The organism is Peribacillus deserti (assembly GCF_002863585.1).
GTDB classification, from domain to species: domain Bacteria; phylum Bacillota; class Bacilli; order Bacillales; family DSM-1321; genus Paraperibacillus; species Paraperibacillus deserti_A.
In genome coordinates this window covers 1-16543 of the sequence record NZ_PGUY01000018.1, presented here as the reverse complement: position 1 = coordinate 16543, position 16543 = coordinate 1, and the positions used below count along the sequence as shown (strand labels likewise).

Below are 16543 nucleotides of genomic sequence, written 5' to 3'. Positions count from 1 at the left end.
TTTCTGCTGATCCCTATCTGTCTACATTAAAATATCTGGCTTCCGGATGTGATACCACAAACGCAGATACGGATGCCTCCGGTTCCATCATGCAGCCATCTGTAAGTGTGATGCCAATGTCATTTGGCTTAAGCAATCGGAATAGCTTTTCCTGATCCTCAAGATTGGGGCAGGCAGGATAGCCGAATGAATATCTCTGACCTGTATATTTGGCTGCAAATCTTTCTTTCATAGTCATGTCAATGGAGTCTGGTATGCCCCATGCATCCCTCATTACATGGTGCATCCTTTCCGCGAAGGCTTCTGCGGTTTCAAGTGCCACAGCCTGAATAGCATGGCTCTTCAGAAAATCTCCCTGCTCTTTCCAACGGGATGCCCAGGACCTGATTTCTTTTCCCGCTGACACTATAAACATGCCGATATAATCCAGTTCACCAGAAGCTTTACTTTTAACATAGTCAGCCAGACATAAATAAGGCTCAGATTGCTGCCGCGGAAAATCAAGGATTTCCAGGATTACCGAGTGGTCCTCAGGTTTGTAGATATAAACCTTGTTTCCTTCACTTTGTGCAGGATAAAACCGGTAGATTCCGTTTACCGTATACTCAGCGCTCTGTGACATGTTTTGAAGAAGTGAATCAACCAATCCATTTAGGAATAGAGCTTTTTCATCCTTTTTTTGTATGAGCTCCCCGACTTTGCCTTTTAACCCGAGATGGTGGCCAATTAGCATTTGTTTGTTGATGTAAGGAATGATTTGCTCCAGCGGATAATTTTTTAAAACATGCCGTTTAAGGTCACGAGGCTTCATTACAGGATGATTTGCAGTTACTCTGGACCTTTTGACAGTGGGTTTATTCCTCACAAGGACAGCCGTCGCAGAACCCACTGCAGATTTCTGCCGTTTCTCATTTACCTGTAAAAGAAGTGCCTCCCTTTTTTCTTCATCATGAAGGCTGTTGGCAAGGCTGAGACCATCCATAGCATCTTTTGCGTACAGCACTGTGCCTTCATATTCAGGTGCAATCTTAAAATCCGTAAATTTCCTTGACAGAGCGGCTCCCCCAACCATAATGGGCAGGTCGATTTCCGCCTGTTTAAGATCCTGTGCAGTGAGGACCATTTGCTGAGCTGATTTCACAAGGAGTCCCGAGAGGCCAATTACGGAAGGTGAATGAGTTCTTACTGCTTCTATAATCTGTTGAGAAGTTACCTTGATTCCTAAATCCACCACATCAAAGCCGTTATTGGTCAGGATGATATCTACCAGGTTCTTTCCGATATCATGAACATCTCCTTTAACTGTAGCGAGGAGCACTTTACCTTTTGATGCATTTTGCGACGATTTTTCCATTAATGGCTCTAGATGGGCTACAGCTGCCTTCATGGCTTCAGCGCTTTGAAGGACTTCCGCCACGATCAGCTGATTGTCATTAAACAACCTCCCTACTTCACTCATTCCACTCATCAATGGACCGTTAATGATTTCAAGCGGTGTATCTCCTCTAGAAAGAACTTCGTCTAGATCTTCAATAAGTCCCTGTTTTGTGCCTTCAATGATATATTGTGAAAGACGCTGTTCTACAGGAAGCTGCTTATGCTTTTCTTTTTTTTCTGGCTTTTTGTCCCGATAATAATCAGTAAATTCCTGAAGAGTGTCTCTGGACGTGTGAAATAACAGCTTCTCAGCGAGAATAATTTCATCTTCTGGAATACTTGCAAAGCGCTCTAGCTTTTCGGTATTTACAATCGCATAATCAAGTCCTGCCTTTGTACAGTGATACAGATAAACTGCATTCAACACTTCTCTCCCCCGGGGCGGCAGACCGAACGACACATTACTGATTCCTAAAATGGTAAGTGTTTCTGGAAAAGCTTCTTTAATTTTCTTAATTCCGTTTACGGTTTCTGCTGCTGCTCCTATATACTGCTCATCCCCTGTACCGACTGGAAAAACTAAAGGATCAAAAATAATATCACTAGGGGACAGCCCATATTTATGGACTAATAGATGGTATGTCCTGGCTGCAATTTCAAGCTTGCGGTCTGATGTAACAGCCATACCTATCTCATCAATGGTGCCCGCAACAACAGCCGCTCCATATTTTTGGACTAATGGAATCACTTTTTCAAATCGTTCTTCGCCATCTTCTAAATTGATAGAGTTAATAATGCCCTTTCCCTGTGAATGCTTTAGGGCTATTTCAATGACTTCTTCATCAGTGGAATCAATGACTAGCGGCACTTTCACTTTTTTGACAACTTCCTGTATAAATACTTCCATATCCCCAAGCTCGTCACCATCGGGATCTGCCAGGCAGATATCAATAACATGTGCTCCTTTTTTAACTTGGGCCCTTGCAATTTCAGACGCCTGCTCATATTGTTTATCACGGATGAGCTCCTTGAATTTACGGGATCCGATTACATTTGTCCTCTCTCCGACAAACAAAGGTCTCATAGATTCATCATAAACAAGCGGTTCTATACCAGAAATGCCATGCTGGCTGCCTTCTGCTTTAATTTCTCTTGGTTTCATTTCATTAAGAGCTTCAGCCATTGCCGCAGTATGCGCAGGAGTCGTTCCGCAGCATCCGCCCGCGATATTAAGCCAGCCTTTTTCTGCGAATTGCTTAACCTTTCCAGCAAGAGATGCTGGAGATTCATGATAATGGCCTTCTTCATCAGGCAGCCCGGCATTCGGATAGCAGCTTACCCCTGATTTGGAGATAAAGGATAAACTGCGGATATGATCGGTCATAAACTCAGGGCCAGTTGCACAATTCAATCCAACAGCTACAGGCTTCATATGTTCACAGGAAAGATAAAAGGCTTCAATAGACTGGCCGGCAAGAGTTGTCCCCATGGGTTCAATGGTTCCGGAAATTATGATAGGAAGCTCCTTGCCATTGTCCATAAATGCTCTTTTAATCCCTGAAAATGCTGCCTTAACGTTCAGCATGTCCTGCGACGTTTCAACCAGAAGAAGATCGACACCGCCCTTTATCAAACCTTGAACCTGCTCCTCATACGACTGCGCTAAAAGGTCAAAAGTAGTCCCTCCTGTGACGGAAAGGGTTTTAGTAGTAGGACCGATGGAACCTGCCACAAACCTAGGGAATTCAAGAGAGGTGTATTGGTCTGCCGCTTTTCTAGCAATTTGCGCCGAAACTGCGTTTAATTCAAAAGCCATGTGGCCGAGATTATATTCATCGAGTACAATGCTGGTCGCACCGAAGGTATTGGTTTCGATTATATCGGCTCCGGCGGCGAGATACGCAGTGTGGATGTTTTCTATTGTCCGAGGTGAAGTCAATGAGAGATATTCATTACAGCCTTCATATTCTTCGCCTCCAAAGTCCTCGAACGAGAGGTCCGCTTCCTGTATCATCGTTCCCATTGCCCCATCGAGGATTAATATTTTTTCTTTTAACCTGCTTTTAAAATCTGCTTTAATCATTCACTGTCACTCCCACTCTTCTGGATGCATCTAAACGGTGAACATGCCTTGTTAATTCTGCGGTAAGCTCATATCGCAGAAACGGTGTAATTAGATAAATACCATTAAACTTTTCCATCGCTTTTTCAGTAAGAGCCTTTGCAATGGCGATACCCTCCTTTGCAGCCTGCACCGGATCATTCCCCGCTGATGCCATAGCTTTCCTCACAGAATCGGGAAGTGAGATTCCCGGTACCTCATGATGGATAAATTCGGCGTTCCTTGAACTTGTCAGCGGCATGATTCCGATAAAAATGGGGGTCTTTACATGTTTCACAGCTTCATACACTTCATCAATCTGATCCTCCGAATATATCGGCTGTGTTAGGAAGGATTGGGCCCCGAAGGAAATTTTCTTTTCCATCCGTTCAACTGCTTTGTGCAAATAACGGACATTAGGATTAAATGCAGCCGAGATATTAAAGTTTGTTTTCTGTCCCAGCGGCTTGCCTGAATAAGACAGCCCTTCATTAAATTGGTTGATTAAAGCTATTAAATCAAAGGATGACAGGTCATATACGGATGTCGCACCTGGGAAATCTCCAATTTTTGATGGGTCACCTGTAACAACCAGCACTTCGTTTAATCCAAGAGTAGACAAACCCATTAAATGTGACTGCAGGCCGATCAAGTTTCTGTCCCGGCAGGTAATGTGGATCATGGGATTGATATTGCTTTTTTCTTTCAATAGAGAGCCGAGTGAGATGTTGCTGATCCTTGGTGTTGCAAGAGAATTGTCAGCAAGTGTTACAGAATCTGCGCCTGCCTGTCTTAAAGCTTCTGCACCTTCTATGAATTTAGCAATGCCTAATTTTTTTGGAGGGTCGAGCTCTACAAGAATGGTTCTTTTTTCTACTGCCTGCCTGCTCAGTGATTTTCCTGGTTTGGGATCCTGAAGTACGTTTATTTCTATTTTTCTAGATTTAATTTCTTTATTCAATATAGGTTCCAAGCCCTCAATTGCTTTCTTGACGCTCTCTATATGATGAGGCGTTGTTCCGCAGCAGCCTCCGATAATTCTCGCGCCTTCACGCCTTAACTCCAGTGCCTTTTGGCCGAAATACTCAGGATTGGCCTGGTAAACTAATCTTCCATCCTCCAAATCCGGCAGACTTGCATTTGGATAAACAGCTAAATAAGAACGGTTTGGGATCGGTACTTCCTCCAGGGAACGTACCATATGATGCGGACCCAGACGGCAGTTTACACCCACAACATCTGCCCCCGCGTCCTCAAGCCTCAGCAGCGCTTCAGCTAAATGCATCCCATTTTGCAAGTAGCCAATTTCGTGCAATGAAACATTTGAAATAATCGGGAGGGAAGTTTCCCTCTTTGCGATGGCAAGAACCGCAGTCAATTCTTCAAAGTCATAATATGTCTCCAGCAATATTCCATCAGGATTTTCTATCAGGAGACTATAAAGCTGTTCTCGAAATCCGCGCTTAATTTCATCAAGGCTTAAATCAGATTTCCGAAAGCTTCTTGTGGCTCCAATTGTTCCAAATACAAACGTATTTTCCGCCGCTGCTTTCCTTGTAATTTGAATACCCTTCCTATTAATTCGGCTTACTTCGTCTTCGAGGCCATACCTTTTTAATTTAAAATAATTGGCTCCATATGTGTTCGACTGTAGAATATCAGCTCCAGCTTTTACATAAGCTGCATGAATGCTCTCAATTTGTGCTGGATTGAGGAGATTCAATTCCTCATAACAGGCATCGATACCGTGGGAATATAACTGGGTTCCCATGGCTCCTTCGCCGACCAGGATCCTTTTTTGAATTTCTTCTCTAAAGTTCATTGTTTCTGCCTCCATTTTTATGGAGATGCAACCTTTATGCGGAATAAAAAAAACCTTCTATAAGAAGAAGGCTTTCCACCAAGGCATCTCCTTATCTTCCAAGCATAATGCTTGCTGGATTTAGCACCATGCCACACGGCTGGTTGCTGAGGCTTCTGCGGGCCAGTCCCTCCACCTCTCTGGATAAGATGTTTTATTTTTTTGCTTTACCAAATCTTTGCCAGCAAAGCGTTACATCCAAAATTATTAAAATATTTAAAACTTTTAAAAATCTTTCTTTTAATTTACCTTAATTCTTTTTGTTTATCAATATATTATTCAAGTAATAATATTATTTTTTCGGGCTCGCGGGTTTCACTATTGCCGGAGCGGGAGATTTCCCCCCATCTTCACTATAATAATCAGGTACATCCCCAGGAACAAAAATGCCGCCCAAGCTGATTTCCTGCTCAACAAGCATTTTTTCAGAATATGATGGAATAACGATCTGGACATTAATTTTAAAATGCGCAAACAGCTCAAGGTACGTATTATTGATTCCGGCGTCTGTAAATTTTGTTTTAAAATCCGGCTCTACATTTCCGATTAAAGACATTCTCACCGGAATTTTCGGTCCAAGGCTGGCGAGCAGGGAATTGTGTGTGACTACGCCTAAAGGAATGTTGTAAACAAGGGATTTAAACTGGTCGGAATCCACTTTATCGGATTGACCTTCATAAAACTGCTGATCTTCGTTAATCCCCAGCTTTCTCTGAATATCTTTTGTTGTGGAGGACCGGATACTGTTATAAATTTTAGGATTAAAGCTGAAAGCAGGTGTTTTTCCTTCATCCTTGAAATGGACAATGATTAGATCCTCCATATCATGCTCTGCAATGTTTTCATCAATTGATTCATTTATGACTTCTGATGACACTCTCTTAATCTCGCTTTTTGCAATATTTATGATTATCGGCTCTATTGCTTGATCAATCAGGATTACGGAAAATAGACAGGAGATCATAAATAGAATGAACGAATATAGAAATACAAGCCGGGCAGGCAGAGGGCCTTTCCCTCTAAAAAAGGCAAGTTTGCTTCTGTAATTTTTTCTGTACATAAAAAACCTCCTTTTCACTATTTCTATGCTAGTACTTCATGCAGTAGTATAGTTTCAGAGGTTTTCATCTGTTACTGTATTCTCTTTTCCAGCCTGTTCCTCCACCCTTTACCGAGCCCTTCCGCTTCTATAACGGTTCTTGCTCCTTCAATGTCATCTTGATCCCTGAACATCACCCGGTTTGCATACAAAACGGAAACTGCCTCCTGCTTTCGATCAAGCAGCACAATGTCTGACCCTTTTTCGACTCTTCCCGCCTTGATCACTCTGGCAAAATACCCGGTATAGCCGGTATCCAATAATTTCTTAAGGAACTCAGGCTGATTGTTCTGCATCGATACCGTTGCACAAGGAATTCTCCCTTCTGAAATCTGCACAACAGCATCCCCCAGCTGCAGGACATCCCCTATGTACATCTCCTGTTCAAGCATTCCTGATACAGTGGCGTTTTCCCCAAAAGCGGGAAGAGATAATTTCTGCTTAAATCTTTCCTCCCAATACGAATAGCGCTCATACGGATAAAAACAAACCGCACGATCCGGTCCGCCATGATGCTTCAGGTTTGCCTGGCCGTCACCCACAAACCCATCTTCCGTTAAGTCTGCGTATTCCTGAGTTACCTTGCTAATCGCCGTCTTCATGACCAAATGATTGTATTTTTTCAACTGTGGCCTCCCAATTTGAAGAGAAACAAGGCTTTTTTTATTCAATTGCTACACTCCGATCCGGTTTTTTATATTTATTATATCTTCACTAAGCTTTGGATGCATAGTAATGTAGTGTTTTAACGATATGAGGCTTCCAAAGCGGTATTTCACCAATATACCCTATTCACTATTGCCGGCTCATTTTCGTTTTATCAAAGAAGGTGTGTCCTTACTTTCTGTTGCACGCCTGGAAAAGAAAAGCCCTCCCAGTCTTAGACGGAAGGACCAACAACACCTATTCCATATTGCTGTGCTTCTGAAAAGCCTGTTCATGACTGACTTCTTTAAAGGCAGCAAATTCAAGGCATTTGTAATCGAAAAGAATATGTACGCATTGATCGAATAATGAACCAAGCGGCTGGATCGTATCCGTTTCCCCAGCTTTCCGATATTTCGCGGCAGCAGGAACCTGTATGATGAATGACGCCTGGTTTGCTAAAGGAGAGTCGTTTTCCGTCGTAACGGCAATAATTCTGACGCCTGCCGTTTTAGCTTTTTCTGCTGTCCAGACCACATTTTTGGTTGTTCCTGAACCGGACACAGCTACAAGAATATCGCCATCTGAAATTGACCTGTGATCTTAATCCCCTTTATATGAACTGTAATCTAACTTGGAGTTTCTAAGAGTTTCTAGCCTAGGTGCCCTGGAGTCTAATAACCGCTGCCTAGTTGTATTTCTGCTTTTCCCAAAAAAATATGCCGCAGATTCTTGTAATATAATATCGAGTATGCTAGAATCAAGTCACAATATGTAGTCTGAATATTTAAAAATCAGCCTATATATTGATCAACCTTAAGTAATTTTCCTCACTGATCGCTCATCCACGAGCGATTTTTTTTTTGCAAAAATCAAGCTGCCCCAATTTGGGGCAACCTGATCTCTTTTTTAGCTTCGCACCGCTTCTATCTGATCTGAAACTTCCAGCACGGATTGTAAGTCATTGATTAAATCTTCGGCATCCTCGATTCCTACCGATAATCTAAGGAGTTTATCGGTGATACCCCTGGCCTCGCGCACTTCTAATGGGATATCTGCATGTGTTTGTGTGGCAGGATAGGTAATTAAGCTTTCCACTCCGCCAAGGCTTTCTGCAAAACTGATAATTTTCAAGTTTTTCAGGATAACAGGAACCAGACTGATATCTTTAACCGTAAAGGAAAGCATCGCTCCATAACCGCTCGCCTGTCTGGTGGATATTTCAAATTGCGGGTGGTCTTTCAGGCCAGGATAATACACTTTTTCTATGGATGGATGATCAGCCAGCCACTCGGCGATTTTTTGGGTATTTTCCTGCTGGCGTTCAAGCCGGATTGCCAGCGTCTTCATTCCTCTCAGTATAAGCCAAGAGTCCTGAGGCCCTAATATGGCACCGGCACCATTATGGATTTTTGCAAGTTTTTCTGACAGCTCCTGATCAGCTGTTACTACAAGCCCTGCCACTGCATCATTATGACCGCCAAGGTACTTGGTGGCACTGTGCATTACTATATCCGCTCCAAAGGAAATCGGCTGTTGTAAGTATGGCGTCATGAAAGTATTATCAACTATCGAAATCAGCCCGTGCCTCTTAGCAATTGCCAATGCCGCTCCAAGATCTGTCACCTTCATCAGCGGATTCGTAGGCGTTTCAATAAAAATCCCTTTTGTTGAGCTGATGATCGATTCAGAAATAGCTTCAGGTGAAGATGTATCAATATAAGAGGCGCTTATTCCGTAATGGCTGAATACTTCCTCGAGCAGTCGGTATGTGCCGCCATATAAATCATCAGACACGATTAAATGATCACCTGGCTTAAACAGGAAGAGTATGGACGTGATTGCTGCCATTCCAGAGGAGAAGGCGAAGCCTCTTTGGCCTCCTTCAAGTTTGGCGATCGCTTCTTCAAGTGCAGTCCGGGTAGGGTTGGCTGTTCTGGAGTAGTCATATCCTGTACTTTTTCCAAGTTCAGGGTGGCTGAAGGTCGCACTTTGGTAAATAGGTGTGCTGATTGAACCAGTCAAAGGATCTTTCTGCAGTCCCGCCCTCACAAGCAATGTTTCAATTTTCATTGTTTTCATCTCTCTTTCATGTTTTCTGGGTGCATACCAACATAAATAAAAGCGCCCTTCAGAGAAGAACGCTTTTTCATACAATAGCATTTTTCTCTCATCGGCTAAATTGACGATTTACTGGCATTAGCACCGTTCAAGCAAATGCTTGATGGTTGCCGGGCTTCATCGGGCCAGTCCCTCCACCACTCTTGATAAGAGTTATATTTTGTTTTTGGATGCTTGAGGGTAATGATACCCCTTGAGTACAGTAGATGTCAATATTTTTGAAATAGTTTTACAATATGGACTTTTATGTTTGTTTACTCAAATAAACTAAAGCCGGCATTTCTTTCCCTGTGTCAGCATCTAAGTGGATGTATCCATCCTGTTTCCTTTTCACTATATATGTTTAATCCTCCCCCAAACACATCAATAATAGTGTTTGATTCTATTACCCTCATATCTGTGTCTAGACATTTTCCAAGCCGCAGGAAAAATCAGCACAGACCTTGTGAACGGATCATCTATTCATCCTGGCGCAGCATGTCCGCTTTATTCTGAATGACTTTTTGACGGAATTCATAATATTCGAGTCCGACAAGACAGACTGTCAGCCATACTCCCCCGGCAGCGAACCCAGCAACCACATCGCTTGGATAGTGGACACCCAGATAGATTCGGCTTATTCCAATTAACAAGATCACGACTGCGAAGATCATGCCGGCTATCCAGTTCATTGCCCTTTTATGAGACAGTTTGGCTAGTATAATCGCCAGGGATCCGTAAAAAATAAAAGATCCCATAGAATGTCCGCTCGGAAAACTGAAGCCATGCTCTTGGATCAGGGGCAGCAGATCCGGGCGTTCCCGTTTGAAAAGCCATTTTAGAAAGAAATTAAACAAGCCCCCGAGACCTGATGATAGAACTAAAAACGCTGCATATCTTGGCCATTTAAAGCAGATAAACAAAACAGCCAGCAAAAGGACCATTATGCCTATAAATAAGACCGATCCTATAAACGTAAAGAATTCCATAATGAGTGTTGACCGATGTGAGATCATTCCTTGTATCAGGTCAATAAAATGATTATCAAACCGGCTTAGGTCATGCTGTCTTAATTTATTGCTCAAGTAAATAAAAATGGCCGAACCGCTTATAAGCATCACTGCGGTAAAAAGTATGTACAGGATTTGACTAACTGTTAATAATATTTTCTTCTGTTGATTCACCGATCATCACCTGTAGGTAGAATTTTGTATTCCTTGAAATATACCCTAAAAGATTATAAGTAGTCCACTAATATGAAATCATTGCCCGGAGCATGGTTAACGGATCTGTAACAAATGCAATAAAACATTAGATAAGCAAAAATTGGTACGGATTTACAAAAAGGCTATGGTTAAGTTCCGCGCAGCCAATAGCAAAAAAGCTGCTTTACATATTAGACAAAGGAAATAATTATGCTTTATGTAAAATAATTGCCACAGATAAAAAATAATAAAGCTAAAATTTGAATAATTGGATCAGATAAAAAATAATTATGTCAACGTACCATTACAATTAAAAAGTATGAATAAAAACCCGGCTTCACCGGGTTTCGCAGGTTACGCTTTTTTCTTTACTTTCGCTGGGGCGGCTCTTTTCTTTTTAGCTGCCGGTTTCTTGGGTTCATCGCCTTTCGTTTTATCAATGGATGCCTGCAGGGCTGCCATGAGATCCATAACATTCGACTCAGGAACATCACGTTCTTTCGGGATGACCGTTTCCCCGTTTTTCTTGGATTCAATCAGTTCCATTAAAGCAGTCCGGTAGTCGTCATGATACTTTCCCGGTTCAAATTCAGTGGTAAGCTGGTCTATCAGCATAATCGCTGTGTCTAGCTCCCTTTTTGATACATCTGTCTCAGCCGGAACATTTGGGACATCTGACGCTGCCCTCACTTCATCCGGAAAATAGATGGTTTCCATCAACAGAGTATTCTCAAATACCCGGACTACAGCCAGCTGTTCCTTGGATCGGATGACAATTTTTGCAATACCGACCTTCTGTGACTCCTGTAAAGCTTTTCTTAGCAATGTATATGCTTTTCCTCCCCCCTCGTTCGGCGAGAGATAATAGCTCCTCATAAAATAGATCGGATCAATTTCCTCTATTTTTACAAAGTCGACAATTTCCACTGCTTTAGCTTCATTTACTTTTTTCAGTTCCTCCAGCTCTTTATCCTCTAACACTACAAACTTTCCTTTTGTATATTCAAATGCTTTCACAAGCTCTTCTTTCTCTACCTGCTTGTTGCAGACGGGACAAACCTTTTCATATTTAATTGGAGTATGACATTCTTTATGAAGGGTCCTAAGCGAAATGTCTTTATCCTCTGTTGCTGAATGTAATCTTATCGGTATATTTACGAGCCCGAAGCTTATGCTTCCTTTCCATATCGTATGCATTCTTTTCACCTGCGCTGTTTTTTTATTAATGTTTCTCTCTTAACAAGGAAGAATACACGCACAATTTTGGTAATCATTTTAATTTTTTTTGGAGAATCTATTAGAAAAATACAGCTGCAACATACAGTGACTATACAAATACTTCTGTGTAAAACTTCGGATCAGAAAGGAAGAGGCTATTGAAACCTATGCTGCTTACTCCTGCCTTTGAGATTCCAAAGGGGCGGGAATGGTTTTATGAAGTCAAATACGATGGTTTTCGAGCTATCCTCGATATATCCCAGGATGAGATTAAGCTGACAAGCAGGAATAACAAGCCGCTTGAGCCTCAATTTCCGGAACTGACACAGTTTATTTCGGAACACCAAGCAGTGCTGACTCCCTATCTCCCACTATCTCTAGATGCAGAATTGGTATGGCTGGAAAATCCACTAAAAGGCCATTTCGAAAGCATTCAGCTAAGGGGGAGAATGCGCACTAATGCAAAGATACATGCCAGTTCAAAGGCTTCCCCCTGCAGGCTTCTGGTATTCGATATCCTTAAGGCCTCTGGAGAAGACTTTACGGCGCTGCCTTTCGCGGAGAGAAAGAAAAGATTACAATCTTTGTTTGCCACTTTAGATTGGCCGCTTATTCCCGATCCTTTATCAGAGAAAGTCATTCAATATATTCCCGCCGAAACAGATGCTGAAGCTTTGTGGGAACAGATTCTGTTACATGACGGTGAAGGGCTCATTGCAAAACACCAGGACAGCAGGTATACACCTGACAAAAGAAGTTCCCAGTGGATAAAGGTAAAAAATAAAAAAACCGTATCCTGTTTTTTTCTTGCGTATCATAAATCGAATCAATACTTTCAAATCGGACTTTACAAAGATTCAGAACCTGTTTCGATTGGCTCTGTTAAAGACGGATTCACAAAAGAAGAAAAACGAACACTGGAGACCATTTTTAAAAGCAATTTCAATTATGAAGACAAGGATTTTTATTATCTGCCGCCATCTCTATGTGCATCCGTTAAATATCTGCACCTATATGATAACGAATTAAGGGAACCTCATTTTGATTCGTTCCTTTTGAATGCAGCGCCTGAGGATTGTACCTGGGAGGAATTTTTACAAGATTCTTTTCATTTTCCTGAAAAGATCAAAGTGTCAAACCGCGGCAAGCTGCTTTGGGACAGCAAAGAACTCCGAGCATCAAAAGTGGATTTTTTGAACTACCTTCAAACCGTCAGCTCATGGCTCCTCTTCTATTGCAGAAATAAGGCATTAACAGTAATCCGATATCCGGACGGAATTTTGGAGGAAAGATTTTTTCAAAAAAACGTTCCGGATTATGCTCCCCCTTTTGTCAGAACCGCTTTGGAGGGAGACATTAAGTACATTATATGTGATTCAATGGATACCTTATTATGGCTCGGAAATCTTGCCTCCATTGAATTCCATATCCCCTTTCAGGAAGCAGGCAGCCAAAAGCCGGACGAACTGGTATTAGATCTTGATCCCGCTACACCGGCACAATTTCAGCTTGCTGTAAAAGCTGCATTAGAGCTAAAAAAAGTGATGGACTCGCTGCATCTCATCTCGTTTATTAAAACTTCAGGGAACAGGGGAATCCAGCTGCATATACCTCTGCAAAAAGAAACTTACAGCTACAAAGATACAAGGCTGTTCACAAATTTTTTAGCCGATTTATTAATTAATATGCATCCTGATGATTTTACGGTCGAACGACTAAAAAAACAAAGGGAAGATCGCCTTTACCTTGACTTTGTCCAGCATGCACCTGGGAAAACAATCATCGCCCCCTATTCAGCAAGAGCAAATAGCTTTGGCGGCGTGGCGGTCCCGCTTTTTTGGAATGAAGTAAACGAAAACCTTAACCTGCGGGATTACACAATCCAAACCGTTCCGGACCGTATCAGGACAATAGGATGTCCATTTAAAGGATATGATGAAGCCAGAAATAACCAGCCTTTTCAAGATATCCTGAGGTTTTTAAAATCACGAGGCAAGTGACAAGAAAAGCGGAGAACGGTGCTTTTCATGTACCTGCTAATTGAAAAGCAGGTTGATATTGAATTTTTGTTTCCGATTAATTTAATTGAAAAGCAGACACCTGAAAGGCATAAGAAAAGCGGCAGCGAAAGGCCGGATTTGCCTTTTGATGGCGATTGGCTTATGACCGAAAGTGTCAGTTCGAAGCTGGACCACAAGAAAAGCGGAAAGCGGTGCCTTCTAATTTTAACCCCTATAAAAATAAATGAATTTCATATTTAATATTAAAAGGAAAATGTAAAAGAAGGCAGAGATCCGAACAGCATAAGACGAGCAGGCCATGAGAAGCGCCCTTTCTTCTCATGGACTGCTCGGCTTATGACTCGAGGGTCTCAGCTTGCAGCTGGACCACAAGAAAAGCGGAGAACGGTGCTTTTCATGTACCTGCTAATTGAAAAGCAGGTTGATATTGAATTTTTGTTTCCGATTAATTTAATTGAAAAGCAGACACCTGAAAGGCATAAGAAAAGCGGCAGCGAAAGGCCGGGTTTGCCTTTTGATGGCGATTGGCTTATGACCGAAAGTGTCAGTTCGAAGCTGGACCACAAGAAAAGCGGAAAGCGGTGCCTTCTAACTTTAACCCCTATAAAAATAAATGAAGATCATATTTACTTTTAAAAGTAAAATGTAAAAGAAGGCAGAGATCCGATAAAGAAGACTTGCTGATTGGCGAGCGACAGCGAAGACAGAAGCTTAGTCGCACTTATGCGTCAGCTAAGCATAAGACGAGCAGGCCGTGAGAAGCGTCCTTTCTTCTCATGGACTGCTCGGCTTATGACTCGAGGGTCTCAGATTGCAGCTGGACCACAAGAAAAGCGGAGAACGGTGCTTTTCATGCACCTGCTAATTGAAAAGCAGTTTGATATTGAATTTTTGTTTCCGATTAATTTAATTGAAACGCAGACACCTGAAAGGCAAACTTTATTAAAAAGGCTTAACCCAAAAGAGATTTTCTTGTTGGGTTAAGCCTTTTTCGCTTTATTTAAAAGATGTTAAATAAGCAGTCACTTCATCCTGAAGCATTGCGTACAATTCCTTTTCTTCTTGGAATTCTTCTTTATCCAATACTGCGGCAGAACTGAAATCTTCTGGATCAACCTGAAGGGACGCCGTGTACTCATACGTACCATTTCCTATCAAATCAATCTTTGTTTCTCCGTCGATTTGGTGGACCACACATTTTACTTTACCGCCATTATTATAAACGGAAATTTCAGTTTCAGGTTCATTTCCTTCATGCAGGCAGGAGACGAGGCTTGAAGCCGACATGGCCGTTCCACAGGCATTCGTGAATCCAACACCTCTTTCAAATGTACGAACAAAAATGTGGTTTTTTTCAAGGAGGCGTACAAAGCTTACATTTACTCCGTCAGGGAACAGCGTGTTTGGTTTATTTACCTTTATTGAAAGAGTTTCCTGCACATCCGAAGCAAGGACCGCTTCATCAACAATGGCAATAAGATGTGGATTGGGAACAGCAACTGCCGTAAAAAGTAAGTCCTCAGACAGCTGAGGTATTTTTTCGTTAAACACTGCGTCTTGGTCTAAATGTAAGGGCAAATCAGAAAGCTGGAAGGAAACCGGTGATATTTCCACCCGGAAGGTCGGGATCCCCTCAAAGATATCCTCGGTTTTTTCGACCTCTAAATCCGCCTTCATCGTTTCGATTACCAGCTTATGGCGGCCTAATTTCTCACATGCATATCTAGCCACACAGCGAAGTCCATTGCCGCACATCGACGCTTCAGATCCATCGGAATTAAAAATCCGCATTTTGGCATCAGCATGAGGACTGTCCTGCACAAATAAGATTCCATCGCCTCCAACGGCACTATCCCTGCTGCAAATAGCAATTGCAAGACTTGCTCTCTCCTCATCTGTGAAAGGCAGCATTGCATTCATTTCATCTATAAGAATAAAGTCGTTGCCCGACCCATGGCATTTTATTATATCGATCTTCATAAAAATCTCCCCCGGTATCATCTATAATATGAGCATTCATACTATATGGCTTATTAAGTCCATTTATTTTACTAATCTATCATCCTAATACTATTATAAAAGAAAAAACTCCCTTCGAAAAGGAAGTGTGTGATATGAAAGTATATTCTACATGGAAAAACTCAACTTATCTATTTGATTTCTTTATTGGTGAAGTATCCGATCTTCTAGAAGATCAGTTAACTAAAATAGCTTCGGTCGATACTGAAATATATACAAAAGAAAAACAGCTGCTTTGGAAAGGCAGAATCAGAGTGAAGTTTAATGAATTCGGAATATATCCTATCCCGGAGGACTTAAGCAGCATAGAGCTCCCCAGCTCTGTCCTTAAAATGCTCCTTATTGAGCTGAGAAGATATATCAAACCGCAAAAAAGCTTTCTATAAGGAAGCAGCGGCTTATGCGGCTGCTTCAAACCATTAATATACATTTACATATATGAAAAATGAAAAACCGGGTATCTATCCTATAGTCCCGGTTTTGACTTATTTTTTATTATGGCTCTTTTCTAAAGATTGTTGTTTTTTTAAAGTTTTGACGGCACCCTATTGTTCAGTCAGGTCGATTGGAGCGTAAGGTGCGAGACTCCTGCGGGAGCAGCGGGCATTTTCCAGCTCCGGACTGACACCGCGGGTCTAGCCAATCGCAATTAAAAGGCAAAATCGGCCTTTTACTGCCGCTAGTCTTATGCCGGGCTAACGCACGAAGCACAGGATGTGCGAGCCAGGCGGGGCCACAGGACGTGGCGTTACGAGCGTGGTAAGGGCGACTATGCTTCTGTCTTCGCTGTCGCTTGCCAATCAGCAAGTCTTCTTTATCAGGTGTCTACTTTTCTTTAGTGTTTTGCCTCTAATTAAAAAAGATCATCATTCAGCTTTTGGATGGATCTTTTCTTGA

Annotated in this window: 13 protein-coding genes and 2 riboswitches; of the genes, 4 read left to right on the top strand and 9 right to left on the bottom strand. The window is 42.0% G+C overall.

The annotated features are described in order from the left end of the window. Positions 1-13: 13 nt before the first annotated feature. The 8 genes from metH to ku all read right to left on the bottom strand — a co-directional run bounded on the left by metH (position 14) and on the right by ku (position 11585). Positions 14-3460, bottom strand: coding sequence for a methionine synthase (gene metH / locus CUU66_RS06540; RefSeq protein ID WP_101640876.1), 3447 nt, complete (start codon positions 3458-3460; stop codon positions 14-16). After that, entirely contained in the window at positions 3453-5300 is a 1848-nt protein-coding gene (locus CUU66_RS06535; protein WP_101640875.1) for a bifunctional homocysteine S-methyltransferase/methylenetetrahydrofolate reductase, read from the bottom strand. The genes metH and CUU66_RS06535 overlap by 8 nt, the downstream gene beginning before the upstream one ends. An 88-nt stretch (positions 5301-5388) precedes the next feature. Then, positions 5389-5490: riboswitch (SAM riboswitch) on the bottom strand. A 141-nt stretch (positions 5491-5631) separates the two neighbouring features. Then, the gene (gene yunB, locus CUU66_RS06530; RefSeq protein ID WP_101640874.1) at positions 5632-6399 is read right to left on the bottom strand and encodes a sporulation protein YunB; all 768 of its coding nucleotides are present in this window, start codon (positions 6397-6399) and stop codon (positions 5632-5634) included. 71 nt (positions 6400-6470) lie between these two features. Continuing rightward, positions 6471-7064, bottom strand: a complete 594-nt coding sequence (locus CUU66_RS06525; protein WP_257967918.1) for an MOSC domain-containing protein — start codon at positions 7062-7064, stop codon at positions 6471-6473. Between the two features lie 277 nt (positions 7065-7341). Continuing rightward, the gene (locus tag CUU66_RS06520) at positions 7342-7674 is read right to left on the bottom strand and encodes an SIS domain-containing protein (protein WP_101640873.1); all 333 of its coding nucleotides are present in this window, start codon (positions 7672-7674) and stop codon (positions 7342-7344) included. A gap of 318 nt (positions 7675-7992) precedes the next feature. Beyond that, positions 7993-9156, bottom strand: coding sequence for a trans-sulfuration enzyme family protein (locus CUU66_RS06515; RefSeq protein WP_101640885.1), 1164 nt, complete (start codon positions 9154-9156; stop codon positions 7993-7995). A gap of 94 nt (positions 9157-9250) precedes the next feature. Beyond that, a riboswitch (SAM riboswitch) is annotated at positions 9251-9357 on the bottom strand. A 305-nt stretch (positions 9358-9662) separates the two neighbouring features. After that, on the bottom strand, positions 9663-10367 hold the full coding sequence (locus tag CUU66_RS06510; protein ID WP_101640872.1) for a phosphatase PAP2 family protein: 705 nt from the start codon (positions 10365-10367) through the stop codon (positions 9663-9665). 375 nt (positions 10368-10742) lie between these two features. Continuing rightward, entirely contained in the window at positions 10743-11585 is an 843-nt protein-coding gene (ku, locus tag CUU66_RS06505; protein WP_101640871.1) for a non-homologous end joining protein Ku, read from the bottom strand. A 188-nt stretch (positions 11586-11773) separates the two neighbouring features. Between ku and ligD the strand changes: the two genes are divergently transcribed. The 3 genes from ligD to CUU66_RS06490 all read left to right on the top strand — a co-directional run bounded on the left by ligD (position 11774) and on the right by CUU66_RS06490 (position 14263). Then, positions 11774-13606 carry a DNA ligase D gene (gene ligD, locus CUU66_RS06500; protein WP_101640870.1) on the top strand — a complete coding sequence of 611 codons (1833 nt, stop codon included), beginning with the start codon at positions 11774-11776 and terminating at the stop codon, positions 13604-13606. A gap of 27 nt (positions 13607-13633) precedes the next feature. Continuing rightward, complete coding sequence (locus CUU66_RS06495; RefSeq protein ID WP_101640869.1) at positions 13634-13867, top strand: hypothetical protein; 234 nt, start codon at positions 13634-13636, stop codon at positions 13865-13867. A 96-nt stretch (positions 13868-13963) separates the two neighbouring features. After that, positions 13964-14263, top strand: coding sequence for a hypothetical protein (locus CUU66_RS06490; RefSeq protein ID WP_101640868.1), 300 nt, complete (start codon positions 13964-13966; stop codon positions 14261-14263). 360 nt (positions 14264-14623) lie between these two features. Here CUU66_RS06490 and dapF read toward each other — a convergent pair whose 3' ends face one another. Then, positions 14624-15607 (bottom strand): diaminopimelate epimerase, encoded by a 984-nt coding sequence (gene dapF, locus CUU66_RS06480; protein ID WP_101640866.1) that lies wholly within the window; start codon positions 15605-15607, stop codon positions 14624-14626. Between the two features lie 134 nt (positions 15608-15741). Here dapF and CUU66_RS06475 point away from each other — a divergent pair, with 134 nt between their 5' ends. Beyond that, the gene (locus CUU66_RS06475; protein ID WP_101640865.1) at positions 15742-16032 is read left to right on the top strand and encodes a hypothetical protein; all 291 of its coding nucleotides are present in this window, start codon (positions 15742-15744) and stop codon (positions 16030-16032) included. Positions 16033-16543: the final 511 nt, after the last annotated feature.

Bases quoted from the DNA above. Each gene is read 5' to 3' on its own strand.
- metH (WP_101640876.1), bottom strand. From the start codon at position 3,460: ATGATTAAAGCAGATTTTAAAAGCAGGTTAAAAGAAAAAATATTAATC.
- CUU66_RS06535 (WP_101640875.1), bottom strand. From the start codon at position 5,300: ATGAACTTTAGAGAAGAAATTCAAAAAAGGATCCTGGTCGGCGAAGGA.
- yunB (WP_101640874.1), bottom strand. From the start codon at position 6,399: ATGTACAGAAAAAATTACAGAAGCAAACTTGCCTTTTTTAGAGGGAAA.
- CUU66_RS06515 (WP_101640885.1), bottom strand. From the start codon at position 9,156: ATGAAAATTGAAACATTGCTTGTGAGGGCGGGACTGCAGAAAGATCCT.
- ku (WP_101640871.1), bottom strand. From the start codon at position 11,585: ATGCATACGATATGGAAAGGAAGCATAAGCTTCGGGCTCGTAAATATA.
- ligD (WP_101640870.1), top strand. From the start codon at position 11,774: ATGCTGCTTACTCCTGCCTTTGAGATTCCAAAGGGGCGGGAATGGTTT.
- CUU66_RS06495 (WP_101640869.1), top strand. From the start codon at position 13,634: ATGTACCTGCTAATTGAAAAGCAGGTTGATATTGAATTTTTGTTTCCG.
- CUU66_RS06490 (WP_101640868.1), top strand. From the start codon at position 13,964: ATGACTCGAGGGTCTCAGCTTGCAGCTGGACCACAAGAAAAGCGGAGA.
- dapF (WP_101640866.1), bottom strand. From the start codon at position 15,607: ATGAAGATCGATATAATAAAATGCCATGGGTCGGGCAACGACTTTATT.
- CUU66_RS06475 (WP_101640865.1), top strand. From the start codon at position 15,742: ATGAAAGTATATTCTACATGGAAAAACTCAACTTATCTATTTGATTTC.